The organism is Polyangium spumosum, assembly GCF_009649845.1.
GTDB classification, from domain to species: domain Bacteria; phylum Myxococcota_A; class Polyangia; order Polyangiales; family Polyangiaceae; genus Polyangium; species Polyangium spumosum.
In genome coordinates, this window is record NZ_WJIE01000001.1 from 1,420,443 (window position 1) to 1,447,250 (window position 26,808).

The 26,808-nt window shown below is 70.5% G+C and carries 19 protein-coding genes; 11 read left to right on the plus strand and 8 right to left on the minus strand.

The features are described 5' to 3' along the window. Complete coding sequence (locus GF068_RS05875; RefSeq protein WP_153818240.1) at positions 1–825, minus strand: GNAT family N-acetyltransferase; 825 nt, start codon at positions 823–825, stop codon at positions 1–3. A gap of 46 nt (positions 826–871) precedes the next feature. Beyond that, positions 872–1,366, minus strand: coding sequence for a DUF2383 domain-containing protein (locus tag GF068_RS05880; RefSeq protein ID WP_153818241.1), 495 nt, complete (start codon positions 1,364–1,366; stop codon positions 872–874). Positions 1,367–1,638: 272 nt separating this feature from the next. Here GF068_RS05880 and GF068_RS05885 point away from each other — a divergent pair, with 272 nt between their 5' ends. The 3 genes from GF068_RS05885 to GF068_RS05895 all read left to right on the plus strand — a co-directional run bounded on the left by GF068_RS05885 (position 1,639) and on the right by GF068_RS05895 (position 5,519). Beyond that, positions 1,639–2,007, plus strand: coding sequence for a hypothetical protein (locus tag GF068_RS05885; RefSeq protein WP_153818242.1), 369 nt, complete (start codon positions 1,639–1,641; stop codon positions 2,005–2,007). Positions 2,008–2,259: 252 nt separating this feature from the next. Beyond that, on the plus strand, positions 2,260–4,194 hold the full coding sequence (gene speA / locus GF068_RS05890) for a biosynthetic arginine decarboxylase (protein ID WP_240806609.1): 1,935 nt from the start codon (positions 2,260–2,262) through the stop codon (positions 4,192–4,194). A 125-nt stretch (positions 4,195–4,319) separates the two neighbouring features. Continuing rightward, a complete protein-coding gene (locus tag GF068_RS05895) occupies positions 4,320–5,519 on the plus strand; it encodes an MFS transporter (protein ID WP_153818243.1) in 1,200 nt (399 codons plus the stop codon). 28 nt (positions 5,520–5,547) lie between these two features. On the opposite strand, the gene GF068_RS05900 is transcribed toward GF068_RS05895, so the two are convergent. Then, positions 5,548–7,125 carry a PAS domain S-box protein gene (locus tag GF068_RS05900; protein ID WP_153818244.1) on the minus strand — a complete coding sequence of 526 codons (1,578 nt, stop codon included), beginning with the start codon at positions 7,123–7,125 and terminating at the stop codon, positions 5,548–5,550. A gap of 99 nt (positions 7,126–7,224) precedes the next feature. Between GF068_RS05900 and GF068_RS05905 the strand changes: the two genes are divergently transcribed. The 6 genes from GF068_RS05905 (at position 7,225) to GF068_RS05930 (ending at position 12,022) form a co-directional block, all read left to right on the plus strand. Continuing rightward, positions 7,225–7,776: a hypothetical protein gene (locus GF068_RS05905; RefSeq protein ID WP_240806610.1), complete on the plus strand. Its 552-nt coding sequence runs from the start codon at positions 7,225–7,227 to the stop codon at positions 7,774–7,776. After that, positions 7,764–8,831, plus strand: a complete 1,068-nt coding sequence (tsaD, locus tag GF068_RS05910) for a tRNA (adenosine(37)-N6)-threonylcarbamoyltransferase complex transferase subunit TsaD (RefSeq protein WP_153818245.1) — start codon at positions 7,764–7,766, stop codon at positions 8,829–8,831. Before GF068_RS05905 ends, tsaD begins: the two co-directional genes overlap by 13 nt. A gap of 244 nt (positions 8,832–9,075) precedes the next feature. After that, a complete protein-coding gene (locus GF068_RS05915; protein WP_153818246.1) occupies positions 9,076–10,203 on the plus strand; it encodes a hypothetical protein in 1,128 nt (375 codons plus the stop codon). After that, positions 10,200–10,520, plus strand: coding sequence for a ribonuclease E inhibitor RraB (locus GF068_RS05920; RefSeq protein WP_153818247.1), 321 nt, complete (start codon positions 10,200–10,202; stop codon positions 10,518–10,520). Before GF068_RS05915 ends, GF068_RS05920 begins: the two co-directional genes overlap by 4 nt. Positions 10,521–10,544: 24 nt before the next feature. Continuing rightward, positions 10,545–11,057, plus strand: a complete 513-nt coding sequence (locus GF068_RS05925; protein WP_153818248.1) for an SMI1/KNR4 family protein — start codon at positions 10,545–10,547, stop codon at positions 11,055–11,057. A gap of 185 nt (positions 11,058–11,242) precedes the next feature. Beyond that, positions 11,243–12,022, plus strand: a complete 780-nt coding sequence (locus GF068_RS05930) for a hypothetical protein (RefSeq protein WP_153818249.1) — start codon at positions 11,243–11,245, stop codon at positions 12,020–12,022. Between the two features lie 27 nt (positions 12,023–12,049). Here GF068_RS05930 and GF068_RS05935 read toward each other — a convergent pair whose 3' ends face one another. The 4 genes from GF068_RS05935 to GF068_RS05950 form a co-directional block, all read right to left on the minus strand. Then, positions 12,050–12,829 (minus strand): YkgJ family cysteine cluster protein, encoded by a 780-nt coding sequence (locus GF068_RS05935; protein WP_170319318.1) that lies wholly within the window; start codon positions 12,827–12,829, stop codon positions 12,050–12,052. A gap of 234 nt (positions 12,830–13,063) precedes the next feature. Then, positions 13,064–13,987, minus strand: a complete 924-nt coding sequence (locus GF068_RS05940; protein ID WP_153818251.1) for a hypothetical protein — start codon at positions 13,985–13,987, stop codon at positions 13,064–13,066. Positions 13,988–13,999: 12 nt separating this feature from the next. Beyond that, the gene (locus GF068_RS05945) at positions 14,000–15,574 is read right to left on the minus strand and encodes an insulinase family protein (RefSeq protein WP_153818252.1); all 1,575 of its coding nucleotides are present in this window, start codon (positions 15,572–15,574) and stop codon (positions 14,000–14,002) included. Then, positions 15,571–17,013, minus strand: a complete 1,443-nt coding sequence (locus GF068_RS05950) for a M16 family metallopeptidase (protein WP_153818253.1) — start codon at positions 17,011–17,013, stop codon at positions 15,571–15,573. Before GF068_RS05950 ends, GF068_RS05945 begins: the two co-directional genes overlap by 4 nt. Positions 17,014–17,151: 138 nt before the next feature. On the opposite strand from GF068_RS05950, the gene GF068_RS05955 reads away from it, so the two are divergent. Together GF068_RS05955 and GF068_RS05960 are read left to right on the plus strand one after the other, a co-directional pair. Beyond that, on the plus strand, positions 17,152–18,828 hold the full coding sequence (locus tag GF068_RS05955) for a hypothetical protein (RefSeq protein WP_153818254.1): 1,677 nt from the start codon (positions 17,152–17,154) through the stop codon (positions 18,826–18,828). Positions 18,829–19,062: 234 nt separating this feature from the next. Beyond that, positions 19,063–23,268, plus strand: coding sequence for a GAF domain-containing protein (locus tag GF068_RS05960; RefSeq protein WP_170319319.1), 4,206 nt, complete (start codon positions 19,063–19,065; stop codon positions 23,266–23,268). A 5-nt stretch (positions 23,269–23,273) separates the two neighbouring features. On the opposite strand, the gene GF068_RS05965 is transcribed toward GF068_RS05960, so the two are convergent. Continuing rightward, positions 23,274–26,702: a WD40 repeat domain-containing serine/threonine protein kinase gene (locus tag GF068_RS05965; protein ID WP_170319320.1), complete on the minus strand. Its 3,429-nt coding sequence runs from the start codon at positions 26,700–26,702 to the stop codon at positions 23,274–23,276. Between the last annotated feature and the right edge of the window lie 106 nt (positions 26,703–26,808).

Here is a 26,808-nt window from a genome sequence, read left to right on the forward strand (position 1 = left end):
TCAAACCCGTTCCGGGATCGGCCCTGCCATGTTCAAGAGCTCCATGCGCACGATCGCGCCTGCCTCGACGAGCGCGCGTTTCGTCGCCGCGTCGTCCTCCACGACCACGTTCGTGACATCGTCCTCGGGCCGCGCGTACGGCCGCACGGCTTCGAGCATCGGCCGCGCCAGCGTCGGCCTCGCCACGCAGAACGGGAACGACCCCGGGAACGCGGGGTTGAAGCAGGCGAGCCCGACACGCGCCTCCTCGGGCCACGCCGCGTCCACGAGCCGCAGGAGCACCCACCCCGCCCGCGCGCGGTTCGTCGCGATCAAGCCGTCCGGCATGCGGAACGCCGCCTCGAGCGCCGCGTCTTCGTGCGGCTCGATCGTCCTCGCCGTGATCCCCTCCTCCCCGGGCAAACGCGAGACCACATCCCAGCCGAGCCGCATCGCCGTCGATTCGTAGAGCTTTTCCATCCCGACCGACGCGTACAGCGAGATCGCGCGCGTGTTGTCGACCTTCACGTTCAGGCACCAGCGCGCGCACCCGGCCGCGCGGAACCGCTCGGCGCTCGCCCGCATCAACGCGCGCCCCGCGCCTCGTCCGCGGGCCTCGGGCGCGACGACCACGTGGCGCACGTAGCCCGTCCCCTTCAGCGCCATGACGTACGCGTACCCCACCACCGCGCCGCCCTGCTCCAGCATCAGGGTGTGGGGCAAGAGCTCGGCGGTCCATACCTCGGGCGAGAGCGTCGGATCGGGCGTGCCGAGCTCGGGGAACAGGCGCACGTACGCGTCGTAGTCCGCGGCCGTGGCGGGCCTCGACGTGAAAACCGCGTTCATGCGCGGGAAGGTATCACGGGAGCCCGGGGCGGCTCCCGAGGGCACGTCATGCGGCCCTCCGGGCCCCCTGGGCCTCCTCCGAGAGCTCACGCAGCTCGGGCTGCTCGACGTCCCAGCCGCGCAGCACGATCGCGCCGCGGATCCAGCGCATGTGCCGCCGCTCGTCCTCGAAGTTCGCCTGCACGAGCCCCTGGAGCTCCTCGGGCAAACCCGCTTGCAGCGCCGACGCGTATGCGTTGTTCGAGAGCTCCTCGTTGCCGCGCATCGCCAGCACCGCCGTGCGATCCTCCTGCGAGGCGAGCGTCGTGAAGCCGTGGATGATGATGCCCTTCGTATCGAGCCCGCTCGGCGGCTCCTGGTTCGCCCTCCGCACGTGCTCGCCGAGCTCGCGCGCGTGCCGCAGGTGGTCCTCCTGGAACTCGGAGAGCTTGCCCTTGATCTCCTCGTCCTTGCAGACGCCGCACGCCACCTCGTAGGCCGCCGCGCACGCGAGATCGAGAGCGATGAGCTCGTTCAGGCACGGGATGATCTTCTCGTCCATGTCCTCTCTTCTCTTTCGTCACGTGGAGGGCGCCGCGCCCTCGGGGGGTACGTGGCGAGGCCACGTTTCGCCCGCAAGCGCCGCGGGTCGACGAGAGGTTTTTCCGGACAGTCGTGGCCGCGGGCCTGGCCTCTCGGGCCGCCCGACTGGGCAAAACCAAACGCCCGGGTCGCTTTGGCCCGGCCTGCTTGCCTTTCCCCCTCCCCGTCTGCTACATGGCGCCCCCTACCCGTTCACCGCGCGAGTGATCTCGCGCCACCGGAGGAAACGACATGGCACGCAAGGCACCGCTCTCGATCGTGAAGGAGAAGTTCGGCGAGAAGGCGAAGCTCGTCGAGGCGGTCAAGGGCTTCATGACGGAGGACCTGTGGGTCGGCCGGACGAGCGCGGACCGCGGCGGCGACAAGGGCCTCGATCACGTCTCGAACGCCAAGCTCCTGCGCCTCCACGCGACGTTCTCCGAGGTCAAGGAGAAGTTCGGCACCCGGGCGAAGCTCATCGACGCGATCCTCGTGGCCGAGAACCGGTCCAAGGACACGGGCTACCGCACGCGCCTCGAGAACTTCCCCGTCCCGCGCCTCTACGACCAGTACAAGGCCGCCTCGAAGCGCGCCAAGGCCACGACGACCGCCAAGGCCTGAGCCCCTCCGCTCGCTCTTTTTTACCGTCCGCCCGTCCTCTCGATCCCCTCTTCATGCCATGCGGCCCGCGCTTGAAGGTTCGTCCTTCCTGGCGTATTGAGCCGCAGCACGGACGTACCGGAAGACCGACGTCCATCCCACAGCATTCACGCTGAAAGCCGCCCCTGGCTTCTTCGCTCGCAGCGGAGGAGCTCTGCCCCGAACACGTCGCGCAAGGGCCATGGCCCTCGGGTCCCAAGGGAGACGAAGACGTTGACCAGCAGCCATCACGACAACCACGCCGACGCGTGGAGCACCGACGACGCGAAGGCCCTTTACATGATCGACCGCTGGGGCCGCGGCTACTTCGACGTGAACCCCACGGGGAACATCACGGCGGCGCCCCTGCAGGAGCGTGGTCGCAAAATCGCCCTCATCGACGTCGTCGAAGAGGCGCGTGATCAGGGCCTGCGCACGCCGCTCCTGATCCGCTTCCAGGATCTGCTCCACCACCGCGTGCGGACGCTGAACGAGGCGTTCAACCGCGCGATCGCGGAGACGAAGTACCGCGGCACCTACCGCGGCGTGTTCCCGATCAAGGTGAACCAGCTCAAGGAGGTCGTGGAGGAGATCCTCGAGGCGGGCCGGACCTACCACTACGGCCTCGAGGTCGGCTCGAAGCCCGAGCTCTTCGCGGGGCTCAGCGTCCACACCGACAACGAGTCGCTCATCGTCTGCAACGGCTACAAGGACGAGAACTTCATCCGCACCGCGATGATCGGCCGCAAGCTCGGCAAGAAGGTCATCCTCGTCGCGGAGAAGCTCTCCGAGGTGCGGACGATCGTCCGTGTCGCGAAGGAGATGAACGTCGAGCCGATGCTCGGCCTGCGCGTGCGTCTCTTGACGCAGGGCGCCGGCAAGTGGGCCGACAGCGGCGGCGAGCACGCGAAGTTCGGCCTGTCGACGGCCGAGATCCTCGCGGCTTGCGCGATCCTCGCGGAGGCGGGGATGAGCTCGGCGTTCAAGCTCCTGCACTTCCACATCGGCTCGCAGGTCCCCGACATCCTCGTCATCAAGCGCGCGGTGCGCGAGGCGGCGCGGCACTACGCGAAGCTGCGCAAGATGGGCCACCGCATCGAGTACATGGACGTCGGCGGTGGCCTCGCGATCGACTACGACGGCTCGCGATCGACGTTTCATTCGTCGATGAACTACTCCGTGGAGGAGTACGCGCGGGACATCGTCTTCAACATCGCGGACATCTGCGACGACGAGAAGGTCCCGCACCCGAACATCGTGAGCGAGTCGGGGCGCGCGATCGTGGCGCACCACTCGGTGCTCGTGGTGCAGGCGTTTGGCTCGATCGAGAAGACCCCCGAGGCGCCGATCGACATCCAGACCGAGGAGCACAAGCTCATCAAGAACCTGCTCGACACGCGCGACAGCCTGTCGATGCAGAACCTCGCCGAGTCGTGGCACGACATCCTCCAGGTGAAGGAGGAGTCGCAGAAGATGTTCGAGCTCGGGCTCTTGAACCTCGACGTGAAGGCGCGCGTCGAGGCGCTCTTCTGGGAGACCGCGGAGCGCATGCAGAAGCTCATCGCGGTGCTCGATCCCGCCGAGGTCCCGGAGGACGTGGTCCTGCTCCGCGCCAAGCTCGCGGATCAGTACATCTGCAACTTCTCGGTGTTCCAGTCGCTGCTCGATCACTGGGCGCTCGGCGCGCTCTTCCCCGTCGTGCCGATCCACAGGCTGCACGAGCGTCCCTCCGCGGAGAGCACGCTCGTCGACATCACGTGCGACTCGGAGGGCAAGGTCTCGAAGTTCATCGACCTCTCCGACGTGAAGGAGACCTTGCCGCTGCACGCGCTGCGCGGCGACGAGCCGTATTACCTCGGCATCTTCCTCACCGGCGCCTACCAGGACATCATGGGCGACATCCACAACCTCTTCGGCCGGGTGAACGAGGTGCACGTCTTCCTCGATGACGACGAGGAGTGCGGCTACTACATCGAGGAGACGATCGCGGGCAACCAGATCCGCGAGGTCCTCGCGCTCACGCAGTACGACACGCAGAGCCTCATCGCGAAGGTGAAGGCCCAGGTCGACGGCGCGATCAAGCAGGACCTCCTCAAGCCCACCGAGGGCATGCGCCTGCTCGCCGACTACGAGCGTGGCCTGAAGGATCAGACCTACCTGAGTTTCTGAGCGCGCCCCCGCCCGGGTCCGGGAAAGGTGGGCATTCCCGCCGAGAACTCGACGCGACGGAAGGGCATGTTCGTACGGCCTGTGTCAGGATGCCCGCCCAGCGCCACCACTGAGGCGATCCGTCGATGCGATCTCCGCTGCTGCCGATATTCCTCACCGTCTTCGTCGACGTCCTCGGCCTGACGCTCATCCTCCCGCTGCTGCCGTATTACGCGAAGGACTACGGCGCGTCGGACCTGCACGCGACGCTTTTGACCTCGGTCTACGCGGCGGCGATGTTCGTCTCGGGGCCGATGCTCGGGCGGCTCTCCGATCGGATCGGCCGAAAGCCCGTGCTCCTGCTCAGCCAGGCGGGCACGCTCGTCGGCTGGTTGACGCTCGCGGCCGCGACCAACCTCGAGATGCTCTTCGTCGGCCGCATCATCGCGGGCCTCACGGCGGGCAACCTGAGCATCGCGCAGGCGTACATCTCCGACGTCACGAAGCCCAACGAGGAGCGCACGCAGGCCTTTGGCTTCTTCGGCATCGCCTTCGGCACGGGCTTCTTGCTCGGCCCCGGCATCACGTCGTTGCTCTCCTGGCTCTTCCGCGATCACCCCGATCCGCTCTTCAAGTACAAGCCGCCCACGCTCGCGGCGGCTGGCTTGAGCCTGCTCGCCATCCTGCTCACGGCGTTTTTCCTGCCGGCGCGCAAGCCCACGGCCGTCGCGGCGCGTCGCCTCTCGGGCATGGCCGAGTACCTCGCGCGCCCTGGGCCTCGCAAGCACCTCGCGGAGTTCTTCTTCTTCAGCGTCTCGTTCGCCGCGCTCACGGGCGCGCTCGGCGTCTACCTCAAGCGGCAGTTCAACTACGAGCTGCACGAGGCGGGGCTCGTCTTCGGCCTCTCGGGGCTCATCGGCGCGATCGTGCAGGGCGGGCTGCTCAAGCGGCTCGTGAAGAAGCTCGGCGAGGAGCGGCTCACCGCGATTGGCCTCGGGACCATGGTCCTCGGGTATTGCCTGCTCGGCCTGGCGACGAGCATGGGGTTCCTGCTCGTGCTCGTGGTGCTCGGCTCGTTCGGCGCGGCCGTGGTGCGCCCCAGCGTGACCACGCTCATCACGAAGAGCGTGCACACGAGCGAGCAGGGCGCCGTGCTCGGCGTGAGCCAGTCGCTCGGCAGCCTCGCGCAGATCGCGGGCCCCGCGGCCGCCGGCTGGCTGCTCGATCGGAACCAGGTCGTGATGTACGGCCTCTTCTGCGCCGGCTTCAGCCTGCTCGGCCTCCTGCTCGCGCTTCAGCGCCGCGAGGGCGATCGCCCCGTGGAGCAGGCGCCCGCCGAAGGCTGAAAGCCGAAGGCTGAAGACCGAAGGCTGATCACCGCCCCGCCTCGCGCAGGCAGTACCGGAGCCCATCCTTCAGGTTCCGCAGCGTCTTCACCTCGCCCATCGCGACCCCGAGCGTGACCACGGTCTGCGCGACCGCGGGCCGCAGCCCGGTGATCACCGTCTTCGCGCCGACGAGGCCCGCGGCGCGGGCGATCGCGAGCAGCCGATCGGCCGTGCTCGTATCGACCACCGGTACACCCGTGAGGTCGATGATCAGGAACCGCGCCCCGCGGTCGACCACGCTGCCGAGCGCCGCGTCCATCATCTCGGCCGCGCGACCGCTGTCGACGACGCCGACCACGGGCAAACACAAAACGCCCTCCTGCACCTCCAGGATGGGCGTGGAGAGCTCCCGGATCGACGCGGCTTGCCGCTCGATGACCGCGAGTTTGTCGTGCAGCTCCGCCTCGCCGTGCTTGCGCTCGGTGATGTCGACGAGCGCCGCGGCGAACCGCATGAGCTCTCCTGCCTCGTTCCAGAGCGATTGAAAGGTGCTGGACGCCCAGAGGTACGAGCCGTCCCCGCGCCGCAGCCGCGCCTCGAAGGAGGTCTCGTCGCGGCGCGCCCCGATGTGCTCGATGAAGAGCAGCCGCGCGCGCTCGAGGTCCTCCGGGTGCACGAAGGGCGCCCAGTCAGCGAGCGTCTTCGGGGCCATGTCGGCCGTGATGCCGAGCAGCCGCAAGAGGCCGTCGGACACGTAGATGGGCTGCGCGGGATCGGACGGGTTCTTCGGGTCCCGCGGCACGTAATCCCAGAGCCCGTTCTTCGAGCCTCGCATGAGCAGATCGAAGCGCGAGAGGCTCTCCTCGGCGCGGGCGCGCTCCCGCTCGACCTCGGTCCGGTCGAGGGCGATGCTGAGCACACCACGCAGGCGCCCCTCCTCGTCGGCGAGCGGCGCGTTGTGCCACTCGCACACGACCGTCCGGCCGTCCTTCGTGATGTTCTCGGCCACGCCGTAGCGCCCCGGCGTGAAGTTGCCGTCGCGGTACGCATCCGACTCCTCGCGGATCCTCGCCCGGTGGGCGGGGGGGACGATGAGATCGAAGAGCATCCGGCCGAGCGCCTCGGAGCGCGCGAAACCAAAGAGCCGCGCGGCGCCGGCGCTCCATTCGACGATCTGGCCGCCGGGCTCCATCTCGATCATCGCGACGGGGGCCCTCCGCAGGTACGTGTCGAGGCGCCGCGCGGCGGTGACGGTGGCGCGCCGCGGCTGCTCGATGGAGCGGGCGATGCAGACGACGAGCCCGTGCTCGAAGACGACCCGCATGGTCCATTCGAGCCATTTGTACGAGTCGTCGGCGCACCGGAAGCGCGTCTCCTGCACGATGGCGCCCTGGGCCTCGACCGAGATACGCGAGGTGCGCCGGGCTGGATCACGGTCCTCGGGGTGCAGCCGATCCTCGAGCTTCATGCCCTCGAGGGCCGCGACCGAGAACCCCGTGACCCGCTCCCATGCCCCGTTCGGCTGGTGGATCCGGTTGTCCGGATCGAGCACACAAAACAAGGCCGGCGCCTTATCGAAGAAGTCCCGCGGATCGATCCTCTGGCCTTGGGCTTGGGTTTCCATCGAAGCGTCCGACAGTCTACCAAGGGCACGTGGAGAGCGGTGGCGGGAGAGAGGGGCCGAGGGCACAATCGGCGCGCGATGCACGTCGAGAACCAGCGGATGACCGGGGAGCGAGCGCGACGAGGGAGCACGATCTCGCTGCTCGCCCTGGCGTCGATCACCTCCGGTTGCAACGACGTGGACCGCTTCTCGACGCGCCCCGACGAGGCGTACTGCGGCGCGATCACGCTGGGCAGCCCGTTCCGCGAGGGGCTCAGCCCGCGCGTGCAGATGCGCCTGACGCTCGACGCGAGCTTGCTCGACTCCGATCTGCCGCCTGGCAGGCTCTGGACGTTCGAGGCGGCGACGCAGACGAGGCCCGAGCGGCGGCTGCTCGACGGCGCCGCGCTCCGCCCGATCCGGCCGCTCGCGCACGACGCGCTCTCGCATTTCGAGATGGGGGACGGTCGGGAGCGGAACACGCTCTTCGCGGTCTCGCCGAGTGATCCTGCGGAGGAGGCGATGCTCGCGTTTTTGTCGCTCCGCTCGGACAGGGGCGTGGAGGTGCGGCTCGTGCGCGCGGGCTCCGAGGCGCAGGAGGCGGGCGAGGGTCGGAGGACCGTGTTCGGGATGTTTTCGCTCACGCGCCGGGAGGGCCAATGCGGGTTTTAGGGATCGAGACGTCGTGTGACGAGACGGCGGCCGCCGTGGTGACGGAGGCGGGCGTCGTGCTCTCGGACGTCGTGCGCAGCCAGGTCGAGGCGCACGCGCCTTATGGCGGCGTCGTGCCGGAGATCGCCTCCCGCGACCATGCGCGCGCCATCGTGCCGGTGATCCGCGAGGCGCTCGCGCGGGCGGGCATGCAGCCGGGCGACGTCGACGGCATCGCGGTCACGTCCCGGCCGGGCCTGCTCGGCGCGTTGCTCGTGGGCCTCTCGGCGGCGAAGGGGCTCGCGTTCACGACGGGGAAACCGCTCGTCGGCGTGGATCACCTGGTCGGGCACCTGCTCGCGGTGTTCTTGCGGCGGGGCGAGGCCGAGGCCGAGGCGCCGGTGCCGGCGTATCCGTTCATCGCGCTTTTGGCCTCGGGCGGGCACACGGCGCTGTATCGCGTGGACGCGCCGCGGCTCTCGGCGATCCGGGAGCTCGGGGCGACGCGGGACGACGCGGCGGGTGAGGCGTTCGACAAGACGGCGAAGCTGCTCGGGCTCGGGTATCCGGGCGGGCCTGTGGTGGATCGGCTGGCGGCGACGGGGGATGCTTCCCGGGCGAAGGACGCGGTGCCGCGCTCGATGGCGCATCGAGAGAGCCTGGAGTTCAGCTTCTCGGGCGTGAAGGCGTCGGTCATGCGGCACGTGGCGACGCGGGGCAAGCCGCCCGAGGGGCAAGCGCTCGCGGACCTCTGCGCGGCGTTCCAGGCGTCGGTCGTGGGCACGCTGGTCGACAAGGCCGTACGCGCGGCGAAGGTCGAGGCCGTCCCGCGGATCGTGCTGGGCGGGGGCGTCGCGGCGAACCGTGGGCTCCGCGCGAAGATGGCGGAGGCGTGCGCGCGGCAGAAGCTCACGTTGTTCGTGCCGTCGTTCGCGAGCTGCACGGACAACGCGGCGATGATCGCCTACGCCGGCGCGTTGCGTCTGGCAGCGGGTGAGCGGGACGACCTCGGCCTGGAGCCATCGACGAAGACGGCGCTGCCGCGGGTGACGCGGAAGGGGGCGGGGATACGGTAGGGCTCTTTTCCGGGGAGGAAGGGAGGTTCGGGAGGGCCCGGGGGCTCGGGGAGCGGGAGGAGGACGAGCGGGAGGTGGCGAGGGGGCTCCCACCGCGGGAAGGCCGGGAGGGGGCGCGGGCGGGGAGCGTGGTTCTGTAAGGGGGAAGGGTGTTTCCCGGGGAGAGGGGGGATCTTCTCGGGGAAGAAGGGGGCGAGGGGCTTCCGGTTGACACGTACGCCCGCTCGCTGTCGGAATGCCCGTCATGCGCTGGGTCGTCCTGCTCGTCGCCTTTTTCGTCTCGGCGTGGCTCCTCGGGTGTGGCGCGACGTCGGCGAATACGCAGGCGTGGGCGCAAGCGACGCCGGATGGCAAGCGCGTGTTTCGTGTTTGCCGGCGCCACCCCGGCGTCGATCCGAATGCGCGTGCTTGGTACGAGCTCGGGGACGGGACGCCTCGAACGGCGTTTCAGCCGGTCGAGGAGCTGCTCGAGAGTGGCCCGGTCAAGGCCGTTTTTGTTTACGACCCGTATGCGCCGCCCGAGAGTCGGAGGCTGCTCGGGATCGCTCATCAGGATCTGCCCTGCGATAAACCGCCGCCGCCGCCGCCGCCACCACCACCGCCGCCGCCACCGGAGGAGGAGATTGCGGCGAAAGCTTCGGAAGCGGCGCCGGCCAAGCGCACGACGGTCCGGACCGAGGTTCGGCGGGCGGGGAAGAGGCCACCGGATCGACGATTCATCGGGCAAACGGCGTCTGCGCCCGAGCCGGCTCCTGCGGGGGATGACTGGAAGCTCAGCCCGGAAGAGGCCGCCGCGCTCCAGGACAACCGGGTCAAGGAGTGCCTCAAGGGGGCTTGCCATGCTCGGCATCAGAACTTCCGCAAGGACTGGAAGCACCGAGTCAAGCTGTATGACGGGGTGTCGAAGTCCACGGGGAGCGGCCGCGGTGGGGCAGCGCCTCCACCCAAGCCTGCGGCCCCGCCGCCGAAGCCAGCGGCCAAGGCCGCGCCGGCGCCGGCGCCTGCGCCGAAGCAGGCGGCCAAGGTCGCGCCTGCGCCGCAGCCAGCGCCGAAGACGACGGTCAAGGCGACGACGCGGCCCGCGTCGGGGAGCAGCACCAGCGGCGACACAGGATCTTATACGAACACGCACGCCAGCGGGAAAACGTACGATGGGAAAGGTAGTCGAGAGCGCTCCCAGGTCTCCGGTCGTCGCATCGAGCGGAAAACCGGAGACCAGCACGTAGCAACAGACTGGAGGCCCGCGCCGAACGGGAGAGAGGCCTTCAAGGAAGAGGCACGCCGGCTGAAGGAACATGGTGGTCCGGGTCGCCCGGACAATCATAACAAGATCGAGTCTCCCGGAAAGAAGTTGATCGAGCAGGAGAAATGATGGATTACCCCGACGATGCCGATGGAGATGCCCTGCGTCGCATAGCGACACGGCGCGACATGTCGAAGCCGATGGATATCGACTTCGTCGTATCTGTCCCGGATCGAGCTGCGGGCGCGGAATTGGCGCGTTTGGTGGCGAAACGTGGCTATGTTCCGTCACTCGAGTTCGACAAAGAAGCTGAGGAATGGATCTGCTACTGCGCCAAGCTGATGGTTCCCACATACGAGGCGGTCGTTGCTGCGCAGCGGGAGCTCGATGAGCTGGGCGCAGAGGTGGGGGGGTACTCCGATGGATGGGGGACATTCGGAGAGTGAGCGTCGACGAGAATAGGCAATGACATGCAGATCCACGACCGCGGAGAACCCCTGAGCGAACAGGCCCTCCAAGAGCTGGAGGAAAAGCTCGGCGTGCGCCTGCCCGAGCCCTATCGCCGCTTCCTGCAAGAGTATAATGGTGGCAGGCCAGAGCCGGACATCCTCGACATCCCCGGAGCCCCCTTCGGGGGCGCGGACGTCAAGGGGTTCTTCGGTGTGGGAAGAGATGACGAAGTTGAGGAGCTTCTCTGGCTCAAGGAGGAGCGGGCGGCTAGCATTGGCGATGATGTGCTCGCGATCGCGCGGGATTCGGGCGGAAGCCTCTTCGGCATCGTCACCGAGGGGGAGCAGCGAGGCCGCGTGTACTTTTTCGACTACTACGCGGAATGGGAGCCCTACTTCGTCGCCAGCGACTTCGACGCCTTCCTCCAGAAGCTGCGCTCGCTGTCGCCCGAGGAGCTCGCCGAGATCAAGCAGCTCGCGGCGGCGAACGCGGCGACAAACGCGGAGCTTGACCCCGACAAACCGGTCGAGTAGGGTGCCCGGCAGAGACATGGACGCCAAACTCGACCTCGGGCCGGTGTACGCGCCCCCCGTCGCCTCGCCGCCCGACGCGCCGCTTCGGCGGAGCTTCGATGCGTTCGGGGTGCCGTGGGATCCGATTCGCCCTCCGCAATCCAAGAGAGCGCCCCCACACACCTCTTGACGGGGCGCACCTTTCCATGCTGACTGGCCGTATGGCCAAGCAGGTGACGGATAGGCAGGGTGCGGTGCTCTTCGTCGCGTCGGCGGCGGATACACACGCCGCGCGGCTGCAACAGAATTTCGAGGCGGCGTTCGCCGAGCATCTGAAGCCGGGTGAGGTGATGCCCAATGTCGCGCTCGTGGCCGCGCTCGTGGGGAGGCGGCTCCGCGCGGTGAATGCAGCGCTCGTCGAGAAGAGCGACGCCTACGACAAGGAGCTCTCCGATGACGCAGGGCCCCGCGAGCGGCGGGACGAGGCGGCCGCGACGTTGACGAGCGAGGTCGTCGAGATCCGAAGCACGCTCGAAGCGACGTTCGGCCCGGGGATCCTGCGGGAGGTCGGGCTCGATGGCAAGACCGAGGTCGAGCCCAAGGCCATCCTGGCGAAGGCGAAGCGGCTCGTCGACGCGCTGGGGAAACCCGCGAGCGCCTGGCCAAAGCCGCGACGAAAGGGCGTGACCATCGACCCCGCCGCGTGGGTCGCCGACCTCGTGGCTCCCATCATGACGCTGGAGAAAGCGCTGACGGACGTGGCGCGCGAGGCGCGAGAGGCGCAGGCCGCGAGCGACGCGAAGACCACGGCGATGGCCCATAACGACGACGTATTCTCCCGGTCGGCGGGATGTCTGTCAGGGCTCTTGCGGCTGGTGGAGGAGGACACGCTCGCGCGACAGGTGCGGCCGTCAGGACGGCGCCCAGGTCGCGTGGCAGAGCCGGAGGAAGAGGCGAACGGGGAGGACGGGGATTCGGGGGCGTAAACGGGGCGACGAGGCACGGAAAGCGCCTCAAGCTCCATCCTCCTCCATCACCCGCATCAGCGCCCAGAACATCGCCTCGCCGTCGCGCTCCCGTTCGAGCGTCTTCCCATGCGCGCGCGCCCATTCCAGCGCGAGCGCCAGCGGGATCCCCGCCTGGCTCTTGCCCGTGAGCTCCGCCGTGACCTTCGTGAGCGCGTCGCCCATCGGCACAGGCCGCGGGGCGATCTCGATTCCAGGATCGAGCGCCTCGCAGAGCGCGGGGTCCGTCACGGCGTTGTATTCGCGACACGCGATCGGGCGCTCCTCGTAAATGCTACACAGGTCGCCCTCGAGGAACGGGCAATCGATCCGGAGCTCGTAATACCGCCGGCTCACGTCGTCCCACGCAGCCCTCGGCGTCGCCTCCCTCGAAACAAGCGCGGCCCTGCCCTTCGGCGCCCGAGGATCCACGAGCCCCGCGTGCTCCAGCCGCTCGATCGCCCGGACGAACCGCTCACGCACCTCGGCCCGGCGCGACTCCGGCATCGCAGCCACGACCTCCGCGAGCCGCCGCGCCTCGATCGGCGAGACCGGCACGAGCTGGCGGCAACAAGACGTGCAGCCCTTCTGGCACGAGATCTCCTTGCCCTCCGCCCGCGCATGCGCCGTCGTGATGGCCAGGATCGACGCGGAGAGCGAGCGCGCCAGCGGCAAGAGCTCATGGAATGCGGTGCGACCAACCCGCACCTTGCAATCGACCTCGTGCTCCTCGCCGAGCACGTGGAGGTGCACCTTCGCGTCCTCGTACGCCTTGCGAGATTGTTTCACGGGCACACCGCGGGCAGCCCGCCCGGGGCGCCGCCCCGGACCCCGCGAGGGGGCTGTCCGCCCCCCTCGACCCCCGGACCAGGGCAAGCCCTGGACGCGGGGTGGGAAAACTGCGCGGTGCGCAGTTTACCCAGCAGATGCAGAGGCACGAGGCATCGAAGGGAGGAGGGCACGTGGCGCAGGATGATGCCAGAACACGCGGGGCGGGAGAAGCGCGTCGTTCGTGGCCTCGATTTACGCAGCCCGATCGAGCGCCGCCGCCTCGTCCGGCTCGAGGAAACACCGCAACGCCTCGATCGAGTCACGCGACACGATCACCTCGCCGCCCGGGGCCAGGTGGACGAGGAGCTGCACGAGCGGAGGCGCCGCCTCCGTGACCACATTTTTCACGACGTCGAAGTCCGGCGCGCGCTTCGCGAGCAGGACGTACGCCGCCGCCGCGCGGAGCTCCGGGGCTTGTCCAAGGTCAGCCACGATCGCCGGGAGCTCGCCAAGATCAACGGGCGCCTGCTCGCGATACCCCGCCCGTTTGTCCCCCGCCGCCCCCACCGCCGCGAGCGCCTCGATCCACGCCACGATCGGCCGACCCTGCCGCGCGAGCGCCCGCGCCACGGGCGGCGCAGCCGAGATCGGCCCCGCGCGGCGCCGGTTGTACGATTGCAGGAGCGAGGCGCCGCTCGCATGAGCGCCCGCGCCGAGCAGCGGCACCCGCGCGAATACGCGCCCGCCCTCGTTCATCAGGGTCAACGTCGGAATGCCGCGCCAATCGGGCTCGATCTGCGCGGGGCCGAGGAGCACCCACGGGTAATACGTGACGAACCCGGACGCCGCGCAACGCACGCCGGCCTCGTCGAGCGCGAGCTCGACGCGCAGGGCCCGCAAGAACGGACGCACGAGCAGGATCGCCGCGGCGAGCAGCGTGACCGCGACGAACACGAGCGGGATGAGGTAGATGTCCTCGTCCTCGAAGCTCCGGTCGACGACGGAGCCCCACACGAGGTACGCCATCAAGAGCGCCGCGAGCCCGCCCGTCATCAAGGCCCGCTTCACGGGCACCGCAGGCAGCCCCGTCGGCCGGAGCGAAGGCGCGACGAGGCCCCGACGATGGCGAAAGCTCGTATCGGGCTTCGCAGCAGGCGGAATGGCGTCGAGGAGCAAGGCAGGGCTCGACTACCGCCCGAGGGTGACCTTCGGCCGCCCGGTCGGGCCCTTCGGCGCTTCCTTCTTCGCCGGCGCCCGGCGCACCTCGACGCCGCCGAGATCCAGCGCCGCGAGCTCCTTCTCCACGACGGCCGCGTCGCCGACCACGATCACCCGCATCTGATCGGGCCGCAGGTACTTCTCGGCCACGCGCTTCACGTCCTCGGCCGTGATCTTCGAGATCCGCGAGGGCCGCGTCGCGAGCTCGTCGAGCGGCAAGGCATGGACCGCGAGGGCCGCGAGCGTCCCCGCCGTCTCCCCGGCCGTCTCGAAGCGCGCCGGGAGCTGCCGGACGAGGTTCGCCTTCGCGGCGTCGAGGTCCTCGGCGGGCACGTTCTCCTGCCGCAGCCGCTCGATTTCGGCGAAGATCTCCTTCACGGCCTTGGCCGTCGCCGGCGTCATGATCGCCCCGCCCGCGGTGAAGGGCCCGGAGCCGTGGCGCATGTCGAAGCTGCTCCGGGCGCCGTACGTGTAGGCGTGTTTCTCGCGCAGGTTCAGGTTGAGCCGGCTCGAGAACTGCCCGCCGAGCAGCGTGTTCATCACCATCAGGGCGTCGAAGTCCGGGTTTTTCCGGGGCACACCCACGAGGGTCACGGCGACGTACGATTGCGTGGCGCCCGGACGATCCACGACGAACACGCGCTTCTCGCCCTTGCCGACGGCCGGCGGCACCTTGAGCGCCGAGGCCTTCGTCGCCTTGCCCTTCCACGCGGAGAAGCTCTTCTCGACGAGCGCGAGGGCCGCAGCCTTGTCGATGTCGCCCGCGATCGTGACCGTCGCGTGCTCCGGCCGGAAGAGCGCCTGGTGATGGCGCGCGAGATCCGAAGGCGAGAGCGCCTTGACGGCGGCCTCGGTGCCGATGAGCGGCACCCGATACGGGTGGCCGATCGGGTAGAGCCGCTCGGTGATGGCGTTCTGGAGGAGCGCGTACGGCTGATCGGCCTGCTGCAGGATCGCCGTGAGCCTGCGCGCGCGCTCGCGCTCGAGCTCGACCTTGTCGAAGGCCGGGTTCAGCACGACGTCGGCGAGGATCGACACCATGTCGGCCGCCTTGTCGCGGAGCGCGGTCGCCGTCACGCCCACGCCGTCGTGATCGGCCCACGCGCCGTACCGGACGCCGAGCGCGCCGAGCTCCTCGGAGAGCTTGATCGCCGAGCGCGACTTCGTGCCGGCGAGCAACATGGACGCCATGGTGCTCGTGAGCCCCGGGGTCTTCTCCTGCTCGGCGCCGCGATCGACCACGATGTTCATCGCGACGACCGGCATCTCGCGGCGCATGACGTAGAGGACACGCAGGCCATTCGAAAGGCGCGCCTCCTCGATCTTCGGCGCGATGAAGGGCATGACGGGCCCGCTCGGGGGCGGAGCCTTGCGGAAGGAGGGATCCTCGGACGGCGGCGCCGCCTCCTGGGGCTTGTCCTGCGTGGCCACGGGCTCGGCCGGCGGAGACGACGGCGGCGGCACCACGGGCTGCGGCGTCGTGCAGGCGGCGAGCGAGAGGCCGACGAGGGCCAGGATCTGCGAGCTTCGAGCGAATTTCTTCACGGCGTCCCTCCCACCAGGCGACCGGCGCGCGGCGCATCCGCGACGGGCCGCACGAACGTCACGACGCGTTTGTCCTTGGGCAGGTACGTCGCGAGCGCCTTCGTGACGTCGCCGGCCGTGACCTTCTGGTACCGGGCGAGGTCTTTCTCGAAAAACCCGGGATCACCGACGCGCCTGTTGTACATGTTCAGGAGATCGGCCCGCCCCGTGACGCGCTCGGCGCTGAAGACGAGGCCCGAGAGCGTACGTGTCCTCGCGCGATCGAGCTCCTCGGCCGCAGGCGGCGCGGCGCGCAGTTTGTCGAGCTCCTCGTCGACCACCTTGAAGACCTCGTCGAGGTTCTTGTCTTTCTGGAGCGTGACCGTGATCTCGAAGACGCTGCCGAGCTCGGCGGACTCCTGCGCCGCGCTGACGCTCTGGGCGATCTGCATGTCGTAGACGAGCCGCTTGTAGAGGCGGCTCGATTTGCCGCTCGCGAGCACGTCGGAGACCATGTCGAGCTCCGCGTCGCCGGACACGAAATGCGGCGGCGTGGTCCAGGAGATCACGAGCCGCGGGAGCGTGACGCCCGCCTCGACGTCGAGCCGCGTCTCCTTCGTGAGCGGCGAGGGCACGGGCCCGCGGACGGGCTTCGGATCGGCCCCGCGCGGGAGGCCCGCGAAATATCTGGTGACGAGCTCCTTCGCCTTCGCCGGCTGGAAATCCCCCGCGATGACCAGGGTCGCGTTGTTCGGCACGTAGTACCGCTTGAAGAAGTCGCGCACGTCGTCGAACGTGGCGGCGTCGAGGTCCTGGGGCGTGCCGATCGTGAGGCGGTGGTAGGGGTGCGTCTTCGGAAAGAGCGTGCCGCGGATGAACTGGCGGACGAGGCCGTACGGGGCGTTTTCGTAGTTCTGCCGGCGCTCGTTTTTCACGACCTCGCGCTGGCTCTTGAACGTCTCGTCGTTGGCGTGGTCGAGCAGGTAACCCATGCGGTCGCTCTCGAGCCAGAGCGCGAGCCCGAGCTCGCCGGACGGGACGGTCTCGTAGTAGTTCGTCCGGTCCGTGTTCGTCGTGCCGTTCCTGTCGCTCGCGCCGGCGCGCTCGAGGTAACGGAAGAACTGGTCCTCGCCGACGTTGCGCGAGCCCTGGAACATCACGTGCTCGAAGAGGTGCGCGAAGCCGTTGCGGCCGGGGCCCTCGTCCTTGGAGCCGACGTGGTACCAGACGTTCACCGCGACCACGGGCGTGCGGTGATCCTCGTGCAGGATGACCTCGAGGCCGTTCGGAAGGACGAACTTCTCGAAAGGCAAAGACACGCGCATGCTCGACCCCGCGGCAGCGGCGGTCGCAGGCGGCGCGTCGGCCGTGGCCTGGGCCAGCGAGAGGCCCGTCGGCACGGCGATAAGGGCGAGGGACACGAGCCCGAAGGCGGCCCTCCTCGAGTTTCGACGCAGCATTGCGGGCCTTGTAGCAAATTCTCGGGCGGGCGGCCCCCAGGATCGGCGCCGTCCGGGCCTTCCGGGAACTCCAAGCAGCAAGCTGTTGTCGCGCTCCGAAGACCAGCCTAAGCCAGGCACAACGAGAGCGAGACACCCATGCGTATGCTCTTTCCTCTGATCCTTCTCGTCGCCATGGCTGGATGCGCCCCGACCGCGGCATCCACCCCCGGCCCCCAGACGCCCACGAACGCAGGCGACACGCCCCCCACCCCCACGAAGACGACCCCGCCGGGCGCGACGGCTCAGCCCGACGCGGGCAAGCCAGGCGGCGACAAGAAGCCCTACCGCGAGGAGGAGCTCGCCGAGCCGAAGTTCGACCTCGTCATCACGCCCCTGCCCCCGGCCCCGAAGGGCCTGGCCGCGGCGCCCAAGGCGTGTGACGTGTTCCTCAAGCGAAAGCTCACGGAGGCGCCCTCCTGCGCCGAGCCGGCGCGAGCGCTCGAGGCCCTCGACAAGGCCCTCGCCGAAGGGAACGTGGACAAACGTGACGCGATGCTCGCCGGCCTCGAGTCGTGCGCGGGCCTGCCGCCCGGCGTGGCGCGCGCCCTGCGCGCCGAGCTCGCGCCCATGGCGTGCGCGGACGTGATCCTCGAGCCCGTGATCGCCGCGCCCCCGAAGGGCATCGACGGCGCCGTCTACACGACGATGCGTGGCCTCGCGACCGCAGCGCGGCTCTCCCGCGCCGGCGACGCGCCCCCGAAGATCACGCCGCCCTACGACAAGCAGAAGCTGCTCGCGTTCATCAACGGCCCGATGAAGGACTGGGTCGCCGAGCAGGCGACGGCCATCCAGGCGCTCTCGAACGACGCCGCCGGCCTGCGGTACTACGCCCGCGGCGTCGCGGCCATCGAGGCCGGCATGGCCGATCTCAGGCTCGTCGAGGCCGTCCGCGCGGTGCCGCTGCCGCCGGAGCTCGCGAAGGAGCCCGACGCCCGGAACATCTACTACGCCGAGCTCGATCAGACCCTCGACCCGCGCAAGGACCGCGGCCGAGACGCGGTGCTCGTCGGCATGCGAGACCTCGCGGCCGTGGGCGTGCTGCGCGACACGCGCCTCGACCGCGCGCGCGCGCTGCTCTCGCGCCTCTACGGCGGCCGGCGCATCGACGCGCTCGACGCCCTGATCGTGCCGCCGCTGCCCAAGGTCGCGCCCGCGGACCTCACCGAGCGGCTCGCGACGAAGCTGCCGACGTTCCACGCGGGGCTGCTCCTGCCGAAGGACGCCGCGGCGAAGGCGAGCGTCCTGCGCGCGCTGATGGAGCGTGGGATCCCGCTGCCGCACCGGATTGCGCTGAAAAACGAGACGCCCGTCGACGACGCCCGCCGCATGTACGCGCGAGCACGCGTCGAGCTCGGCCGCGTCTATCTGCGCGCGGTCGATTTTGATCAAGCGGCGTCGCTGTATGCGGGGCTGCCCGAGGGAGCACGGACGGACGAGGACGCATTTTTCTCCGCGCTCGTCGAGGCGCTTCGCAACGGGCCGGAGGACGCCGCCACGATGGTCCGATCGGCGCCCGTCCCGATGCTCGGCATGGGGCAAATCGCGGGCCTCGACGCGATCACGAAGGCGAAGGGCCCGTTCGCGGGCGCGGCGGCCTTCGACGCGGCGCTCATCAAGCAGATCACGGCGCCCATCGGCGCGGACGCGGCCTATTTCCGCGACGTCGCCGCGCGATTCAAGGAGGCCGCCGGCCTGCTCGGCGACGCCGCCCAGCGCAAGAGCGCCGAAGACCGCGCCAAGGCCGCCGAGGCCACGGCGAGCGCCATTCGCTGAAGCAACTTCCCTTTTTCTGTCCACTCCCCCATAAGGCCGTCCCCATTCGAATTTGACGCGCGCGAAACGCGCTGCGCTACGGGGCGAACACGCCTACGCACGCCAGCGTCTTTGCCGCGACGTTGACGCGAACGCGATAGGATCGATACCGTACGCGTTCCCCTCGCTTGTCTGTAGGCCGACCTTATGACCGGGAACACGGGATTGGGTCGCGTGCGTCCCAGGAAACTTTTCGTGGAATCGATAGCGTCCCACCGCAATGCGACGCCGCCCGCCGCGGCCCACCCCCCCGACGATGCGCTCCTCCGGCTCGAAAGCGCGATGCTCCGCGTCGCGGCCGGCGGCGCGCCCGAGCTCCTCCTCGTGGGCGGCGGCAAACACGCCGCCCGCGCCGAGCTCCTGCGCTCGTTCTGCGAGAGCGCGATCGGCCAGTGCACGCTCGTGCTCGCAGGCGAGGGCAACCTGATCCACGCGGGCGAACCTTACGGCCCGCTCGTCTCCGCGCTCACCCGCGCCGCCCCGATGCTCGGCCACGAGCCCGGATCCCTCGGCCCGCTCGTCCGGCAGCGCGCCCCCGAGGCCATGCTCGGCAACGGCCGCCTGCTGCTCGACCTCTGCCCAGCGCTCGCCTCCCTCGTGCCGGACGATCGTCCCGCCGAACCCCTGCCCCCCGCGTTCGCCGACGAACGCATGACGACGACCCTGCTCCGCCTGCTCGCGGCGCTCGCCGTGCCCGAGCGGCCCATCGTGCTGGCGATCTCGCACCTCGACGCGGCCGACAGCGCGACGTTACGCCTCGTCATGCGCCTGCTCGAGAGCAGCACGTGCCGGTATCTGCTGATCGCCGCCACGCTCTCGGACCGCGCGCACCCGGCGTGGGAGGAGACACTCGGCGCGTGGCTGCAGGAGGGCAGCCGGGCCCGCGTGGACGGCGTCCACCTCGGCCCGCCGGACGACGCGGAGCTCCGGGCCCAGCGCGCCGCGATCACGAGCCTCCCGGAGCCGTCCCGCCTGGCGCTCGCCGCCGCCGCATGCCTCGGACGAACGGCCGATCTCGACGCCATCGCGGCCGCCCTGGGCGCGCCCCCCGACGAGGTCCGGTCACGCCTCGCGCCTGCCGAAGCGGCCGGTCTGCTCGGCCGCGAGGGCGCGACGTACGTGTTCGAAAGCGACCTCGAAGCCCGTGACGTCCGGCGGGAGGCCACGCGGGACGACCACGCGCGGCTCGCGGCGATGCACCTCCGCCTCGCCGCGTTCCTCATGCGCGGGATGAGGGAGGACGAGCCGAACGAGCGGCTCTACGAGGCAGCAGGGCACGTCCTCTGCGGCAGGAGCGGCGCGTCCCGCGCGCACCTCGCGCCGGCGGAGCGGGCGCACCTGTGCAGGATCACCTTCGCCGCCGCCCGGCGCGCGCGGGCCGCAGGGGCTTCGACCGTGGCCGCCGATTACCTCGGCGCGGCGGGGGACCTGCTCGAAGGGCACGACGATCCGGCGGAGATCCCGCCCGACCTCGCCGGAAAAATCCTCCTCGCGCAGGCCGAGTGCGCCGCCAAGCGGGGCGATCGGCCTGCGACCGAGGCCCGCGTCGCGGAGCTCCAGAGGCGCGCGCGTGGCGAGCTGGAACGACAAACCGTCGCCCGGATCCTCATCGACCTGCACGCGGGCCTCGGCGAGCACGAGCAGGCCTACGCCCGCGCCGCGTCCTGCCTCGCGCCCCTCGGCGTGCGCCTGCCCGAGCGGCCGGGCCCCGAGGACATGAGGGCCACGTTCGAAGCGACCTGGGACGCCCTCGGCGATCGCGCGATCGAGGAGATCGCCGACCTCGAGCCCATGACGAACCCCGAGGCGCTCGCGGCGACGGCGGCGCTCTTCGCGGTCCACCCGTCCGCGCAGGCGCTCGGGCCGGACGCGGCGGACATCGTCGCCTGTCACCTCGTGCGGCTCGCGCTGCTCCACGGCAACGCGCCCGCGTCCGTGGTGGGTCACGTCTCGTTCGGCGCGGCGCTCGTGGGGCGGCACGGCGATCACCGCGGCGGCTACCGGTTCGGCAAGGTGGCCATGGACCTCTGCGAGCAGATGGGCTCGGCCCTGCTCCAGGGCATCGTCGGCGCGTGTTTCGCCACGAACATCTCCGTCTGGACGCACCACCTGCGCGCGAGCATCGCCTATTCGAGGCGCGCCCACGAGGCGGCCCTCTCGTCCGGCAACACCACGTGCGCCCGGCGGAGCGGCGCCCTCGTCGCGCTCTTCATGCTCCTGAAAGGCGACCCGCTCGACGACGTCGCCCGCGAGGTGCGGAGCCACGAAGAGGCGCGGCGAGATCCGAACGATCCCGAAGGGATCGGCGAGCTGCTCGAGGCGATCGAGCGCTTCGTGGTCCAGCAAAAGGGGCGCGCCGCGCCGCCGCCCGCGCGGAGGGACGAGGCCGCGCCCCTCCGCTTCGGCGCGCTCGCGCGGCGCGTGCTCGACGTCGGCGCCCTCGTCCTCGCCGGCGAATACGACGACGCGCTCGTCGCGAGCGCCTCGCTCCGGGCGCACGCCCCCGCGTTCGCCTCGCAGGTCCTCCTGCCGGCGGAGCGCTACTTCACGGCCCTCGCCGAGGGCGGCAGCCGCGCGGCCGGCACGCTGGCCGCCCGCCTCTCGGCGCTCGACGAGCTCGCCGCCGACCTCGAGCGCTGGGCCGATCGGTGCCCCGAGAACTTCCAGCACGAGCACGCGCTCGTCCTCGCCGAACGGAGCCGCCTCGCCGGCCGCGACGTCGACGCCATGCGCCTCTACGACCAGGCCATCGCCGCCGCCCGCGACAACGGGTTCGCCCACGGCGAGGGCCTCGCCGCCGAGGCCGCCGTGCGGTTCTACGAGGGCCGCGGCTTCCCCACCATCGCCGCGGCCTACCTGCGCCTCGCGCGGGCCGCCTACGCCCGCTGGGGCGCGGGTGGCAAGGTCGAGCGGCTCGATCGCCGCTACGCCAAGCTCGGCGCCGCCGAGGACCCGGTCACGGGCAACTCGAAGCCCCCGCTCCGCGCCGCCGGCCTCGACATCGACGTCCTCGCCGCGGTGCAGACGGCCCACGCCGTCGCCGAGGAGATCGTCCTGCAGCGCCTCATCGTCACGCTCATGCGGATCGTCATCGAGCACGGCGGGGCCCAGCGCTGCCACGTGCTCCTCGCGACCGACGGCGGCGAGCTCGCCCACGCGGGCCGCGCCCTCGTGACCTCGCAGGGCCTCGACATCGAGGTCCCCGGCGGGCGCGCCCGTGATCTCGCCACGCTCCTGCCCGAGTCCGTCCTCGGCTACGTCCGCCGCACCCGCGAGCCGATCCTGCTCGACGACGCCACCGCCGAGCCCATGTTCTCCGCCGATCCCTACATCGCGCGCGCCAGGCCCCGCTCCGTCCTCTGCATGCCCATCACGCGGCAGACCGAGCTCGTCGGCATCTTCTACATGGAGAACAACCTCGTCCCGGGCGCCTTCACCCCGCGGCGCTTGTCGTTGCTCGAGTTCCTCGCCGCCCAGGCCGCGATCTCGCTCGATCATGCCAAGCTCTACGCCGACCTCGCCCGCGAGAACAACGAGCGGCGCCGCACCGAGCAGACCCTCCGCCGCAGCGAGGAGCGCATGCGCCGCCTCGTCGAGATCGCCGGCGTGATCCCCTGGGAGGCCGACGCCGAGACCGAGCGCTTCACCTACGTCGGCCCGCAGGCCGAGGAGCGGCTCGGCTGGCCCACGAGCGCCTGGTACAAGCCGAACTTCCTGCGAGATCACGCGCACCCCGAGGATCGTGAGCTCGCCCTTTCCGCCTTCACCCGCGCCGCCGCCCACGAGAGCCCCGGCGGGCTCGAGGTTCGTTTGTGCACCAAGGATGGCCGCGCCGTGTGGCTGCACATGGTCGTCAGCGTCGCCGAGCGCGAAGGCGGCCAGCGGCTGCTCTCGGGCTTCTTCTTCGACGTCACCGCGCGCAAGCACGCCGAGGAGACCCTGCGCGAGCAGCTCGAGATCATCCACCGCCAGCGCGAGGACATCCGCACGCTCTCGACGCCGCTGCTCGACGTGTGGGACGGCGTCGTCGCCATGCCCATCCTCGGCGCCCTCGACGCGTCCCGCGCGGCGCGGGCCATGGAGGTCCTGCTCGGCACGATCGCGCAGCGCGCCGTCCACTGCGCCATCCTGGACCTGACGGGCGTCGCGACCGTCGATCCCGTCACGGCCGAGCACCTGCTCCGCATCGTGCGCGCCGTCGAGCTGCTCGGCGCGCGCGCGGTCGTGGTCGGGATCCAGGCCGAGGTCGCGCGCACCCTCGTCTCGCTCGACATCGGCCTCGGCCGCGTCGAGACCCGGGCGTCGCTGAAGGACGCGCTCCAGAAGCTCCGGCCACCGTCCCCGCACGGCCGGCGTATGCCCACCGAGCGGCGGCCCATCCTCGGGCGAATGCCCGAGTGAATCGCTCAGTGGGATTGCGCGCAGCTCGCCGCGAAATGCTCCACCGTGTCAGGGGTCGATCGGGCGATCCATGCGCGTAACGCCCCGGGATCACGCGGAAGATCGTCCGGCCAGACCCGCACGGTCCCGTCGTCGCCCACGGACACGGCCCAGCTCCCGTCGGGGGCGATGTCCACGTCCCGCACGGAGCCCTCGTGCATGCCGAGCACGCGCCCCTCGCCGATCGTGAGGTCCCAGAGCCGCACGGTCTTGTCCTCGCTCCCCGTCACGAGCGCCTCGCCGTCCTCCGAGAGGTCGAGCAGGCTCGTGGGGCCGTTGTGGCCACGCAGCAGGCGGACCGCGCCCGTCGCGACGTCCCAGAGCCGCACCGTGGCATCCGCGCCCAGGCTGAGCAGCGTCTCGCCGTCCGGCAGGAACGACAAACCGAACACGTGGTACCCGCTCGCGTCGTAGGTGCGGGCCTCGGCCTTGCCCTCGTCCCAGATCCGCACCTTGTGGTCGACGGAGCCCGTGGCGACGGTCTTGCCGTCGGGGGAGAAGGCGACGGACTCGACGCGCCCGTCGTGGCCGGCGAGGACCCGGCTCTCGCCCGTGGCGAGGTCCCAGATACGCGCGGTCGTGTCGTGGCTGCCCGTCGCGAGCCTCGCGCCGTCGAGGGAGAACCCGAGCGTGTAGATGCCCTTCTCGTGCCGACCGAGCGCGCGCACCTCGCCGGAGTCGACGTCCCAGAGCTTCACCGCGCCCGTCACCTCCCCGATCGCGATCGACGCGCCGTCCCGGGAGAACCGGATCCTCGGCCCCTGCCCGCCCTCCGCGTGATAGGCCCGGATCTCGTGCCCCTGCGTGTCCCAGAGCCGCACCGTCCCGTCCACGCCCGAGGTGGCGATCACGTCGCCGGACGGCGAGAACTCCGCGCGGTAGAGCTCGCCCACGTGCCCCACGAGCGTCACGGGTTCTCCGCCGCGCACGGGCCAGAGCCGCGCGACGCCGTCGGCCCCCGCGGAGAGGACGTGCTCCCCCGTCGGCGAGATGTCGACCGCGACGGCCGGCCCGACGTGCCTGCCGAGCACGCGGCCCGGCGCGGCGTCGACCGGGAAGATACGCGTGGTGCCGTCCGCGCTCGCCACGATCAGGCGGGTGTTGTCTCGCGAGAAGGCCAGGTCCGGGATGTTGTCGCGCATGCCGACGAACTTGCGCCGCTCGCCGGTCGCGAGGTTGACGAGCCGCACGGTGTGATCGTTGCCGCCGTAGGCGAGCATGCGCCCGTCGGAGGAGAAGACCATCGCGCGGACGACGCTGTCGTACGTCGGCAGCGACGTGCCCGCGCCCGTGTCGAGGTCCCAGATCCGCACGGCGCCGTCGGCCGTGGCTGCCGCGAGGAGGCGACCGTCGGGCGAGAAGGAGATCTGCACGATGCGCTCGCTGAGCCCTTCGAAGACGCGTGACTCCTTCGGGTTCTGCACGCCCCAGACCCGCACGGTCCCGTCCGAGGCCCCGGCCGCGACGAGCCGCGAGTCCGGGGAGAACCGCATGGGATACAGCGGGAGCTGCTGCATCGTGGCCGGGTGGACCAGCATGTCGGGCAGCACGCGAGGCTCCCCGCCTCGTCGATCGTGCAGGTAGATCGTGCGGGAGAGCCCCGCGGTCAGGAAAAAACGGCCATCCGGGGCGAAGATCGATTTCAGGCTCGTCTCGACCCCCGTCGCGAGCAGGCGGCTCTTGCCCGTCGCGACGTCCCATACCCGCGTGGTCGCGTCGTCGCCTTGGCTGATGATCTCCTTTCCGTCGCGCGACGGGAAGGCGAACAGCACGGAGCTCGTGTGCCCGCGCAGCGTGGTGATCGGGGCGCCCGTCGCCGCGTCCCACACGCGGATCGTGCGGTCCTTGCCCGTCGAGAGCAGCCGCTTGTCGTCCGGGAAAAACGTGACGAACCAGACCTCGTCCTCGTGCCCGCGCAGCGGGAGGAAGCCGCCGGCCTCGAGGTCGTAGATCCCCGCGGTGTGATCGTCGCTCGCCGTGACGAGCCGCTTTCCATCACGCGAGAGGGCGATCCGGTTGATGGGGCCCTTCTGCTCGCGCAGCACCTGCGCCGGCCCGTGCACCCACGCGTCCGCGGCCACGACGCGCGCCCGGCTCCACTGATCGAACGTCGGCGAGAGCGCCTTCAGCCACGCGAGCGCCTCGTTCGGGTCGCGGAGGACGGCCGTACGCGCCTGGACCAGCGTGAGCTCGTCGGCGTGCGCGATCGCCCGGTGCTCGGCCTCCACCGCTTTTTTGCGCGCCTCCTCCGCGAGCGCGTGCTCCCGCGTGACGCGATCCCGCTCCTTCAGCACCTTGGCGAAGAAGAGCCCTCCGGCCGTGATCAGCACGCAGAGCGCCGCGACGGCCACGGAGAGCGCGGCGCGGTGCTTGCGGGCGAAGCGCCACGCCTTCTCGCGGGTCGTGTAGAGGTGCACGCCCACGAGCTGCCCCGCCAGAAAGCGGCGCAGATCCTCCGCGAGCGCCTTCGCCGTCGGGTACCGCGCGGCCGGATCCCGCGCCATCGCCTTGTCCACGATCGCCAGGAGATCGAGCGGGATCCCGGCCTGCATCTCCGGCAGCGGCGCCGGCGGGCCCTCGAGCACCCGCTGCAGGATCTTCATCCCGCTCACGCCGGCGTACGGCGCCCGCCCGGCGAGCACGTGGTAGAGGATCGCCCCGAGCGCATACACGTCCGCGCGCTCGTCCACGGCCTCGGCCGCCGCTTGCTCGGGCGGCATGTACGCGGGTGTGCCCATCACCGAGCCCACGAGCGTGATCCCGTCGACGAGCGTGCCGCCTCCCTCGGACGTGACCTCGCCGCCCGCCTCGGGGGCCTCGGTCTCGGCCGGCGCTTTCACCTCGACGACGGGCTCGGAAAGGTCTTTCCCGAGGCCCCAGTCGATCACGAGCGTCTCGCCGTGGGCCCCCACGAGCACGTTCGCGGGCTTCAGATCCCGGTGGATGATGCGTTTTTCGTGCGCGTAGGCCACCGCGTCGGTGACGGCGAGCACGTGGGTGAGCAGCGGGAGCCGCTCGTCGAGCTTGCCCGCGCCCTCGATGATCTCGGAGAGCGGGCGCCCGGAGACGAGCTTCATCGAATAAAACGGCTCACCCGTCGGCCACCGCCCGGCCTCGTAGACCGGCACGATCGACGGGTGCTGCAGCCGCGCCGTGAGCAGCGCCTCCCGGACGAACCGGTCCTCGGCGGCGGAGCCCGTATCGAGCAGCTCCTTCAGCGCCACCCGCCGATCGAGCCGCTGATCACGCGCCGACAGGACCCGCCCGATCCCGCCCTGCGCGACCTCGCCCTCGACCGAATAACTCGACCGGTCGACGAGCGGCAGCCGCGCCGCGCTCCACCGCCCCGACGCAGGCACGCTCGTCGTTTGCCCGGACGACGACGCCTGGCTCAAGGGCAACGTCGGCGCCGCGCCGAGGTCCGCCCCGGCGCCGTTTTTGCTCCCGCCTCGCGTGTGGGGCGCGCTCGTCGCTGGTTGACCTCGGTCCGTCTCCCCCGCT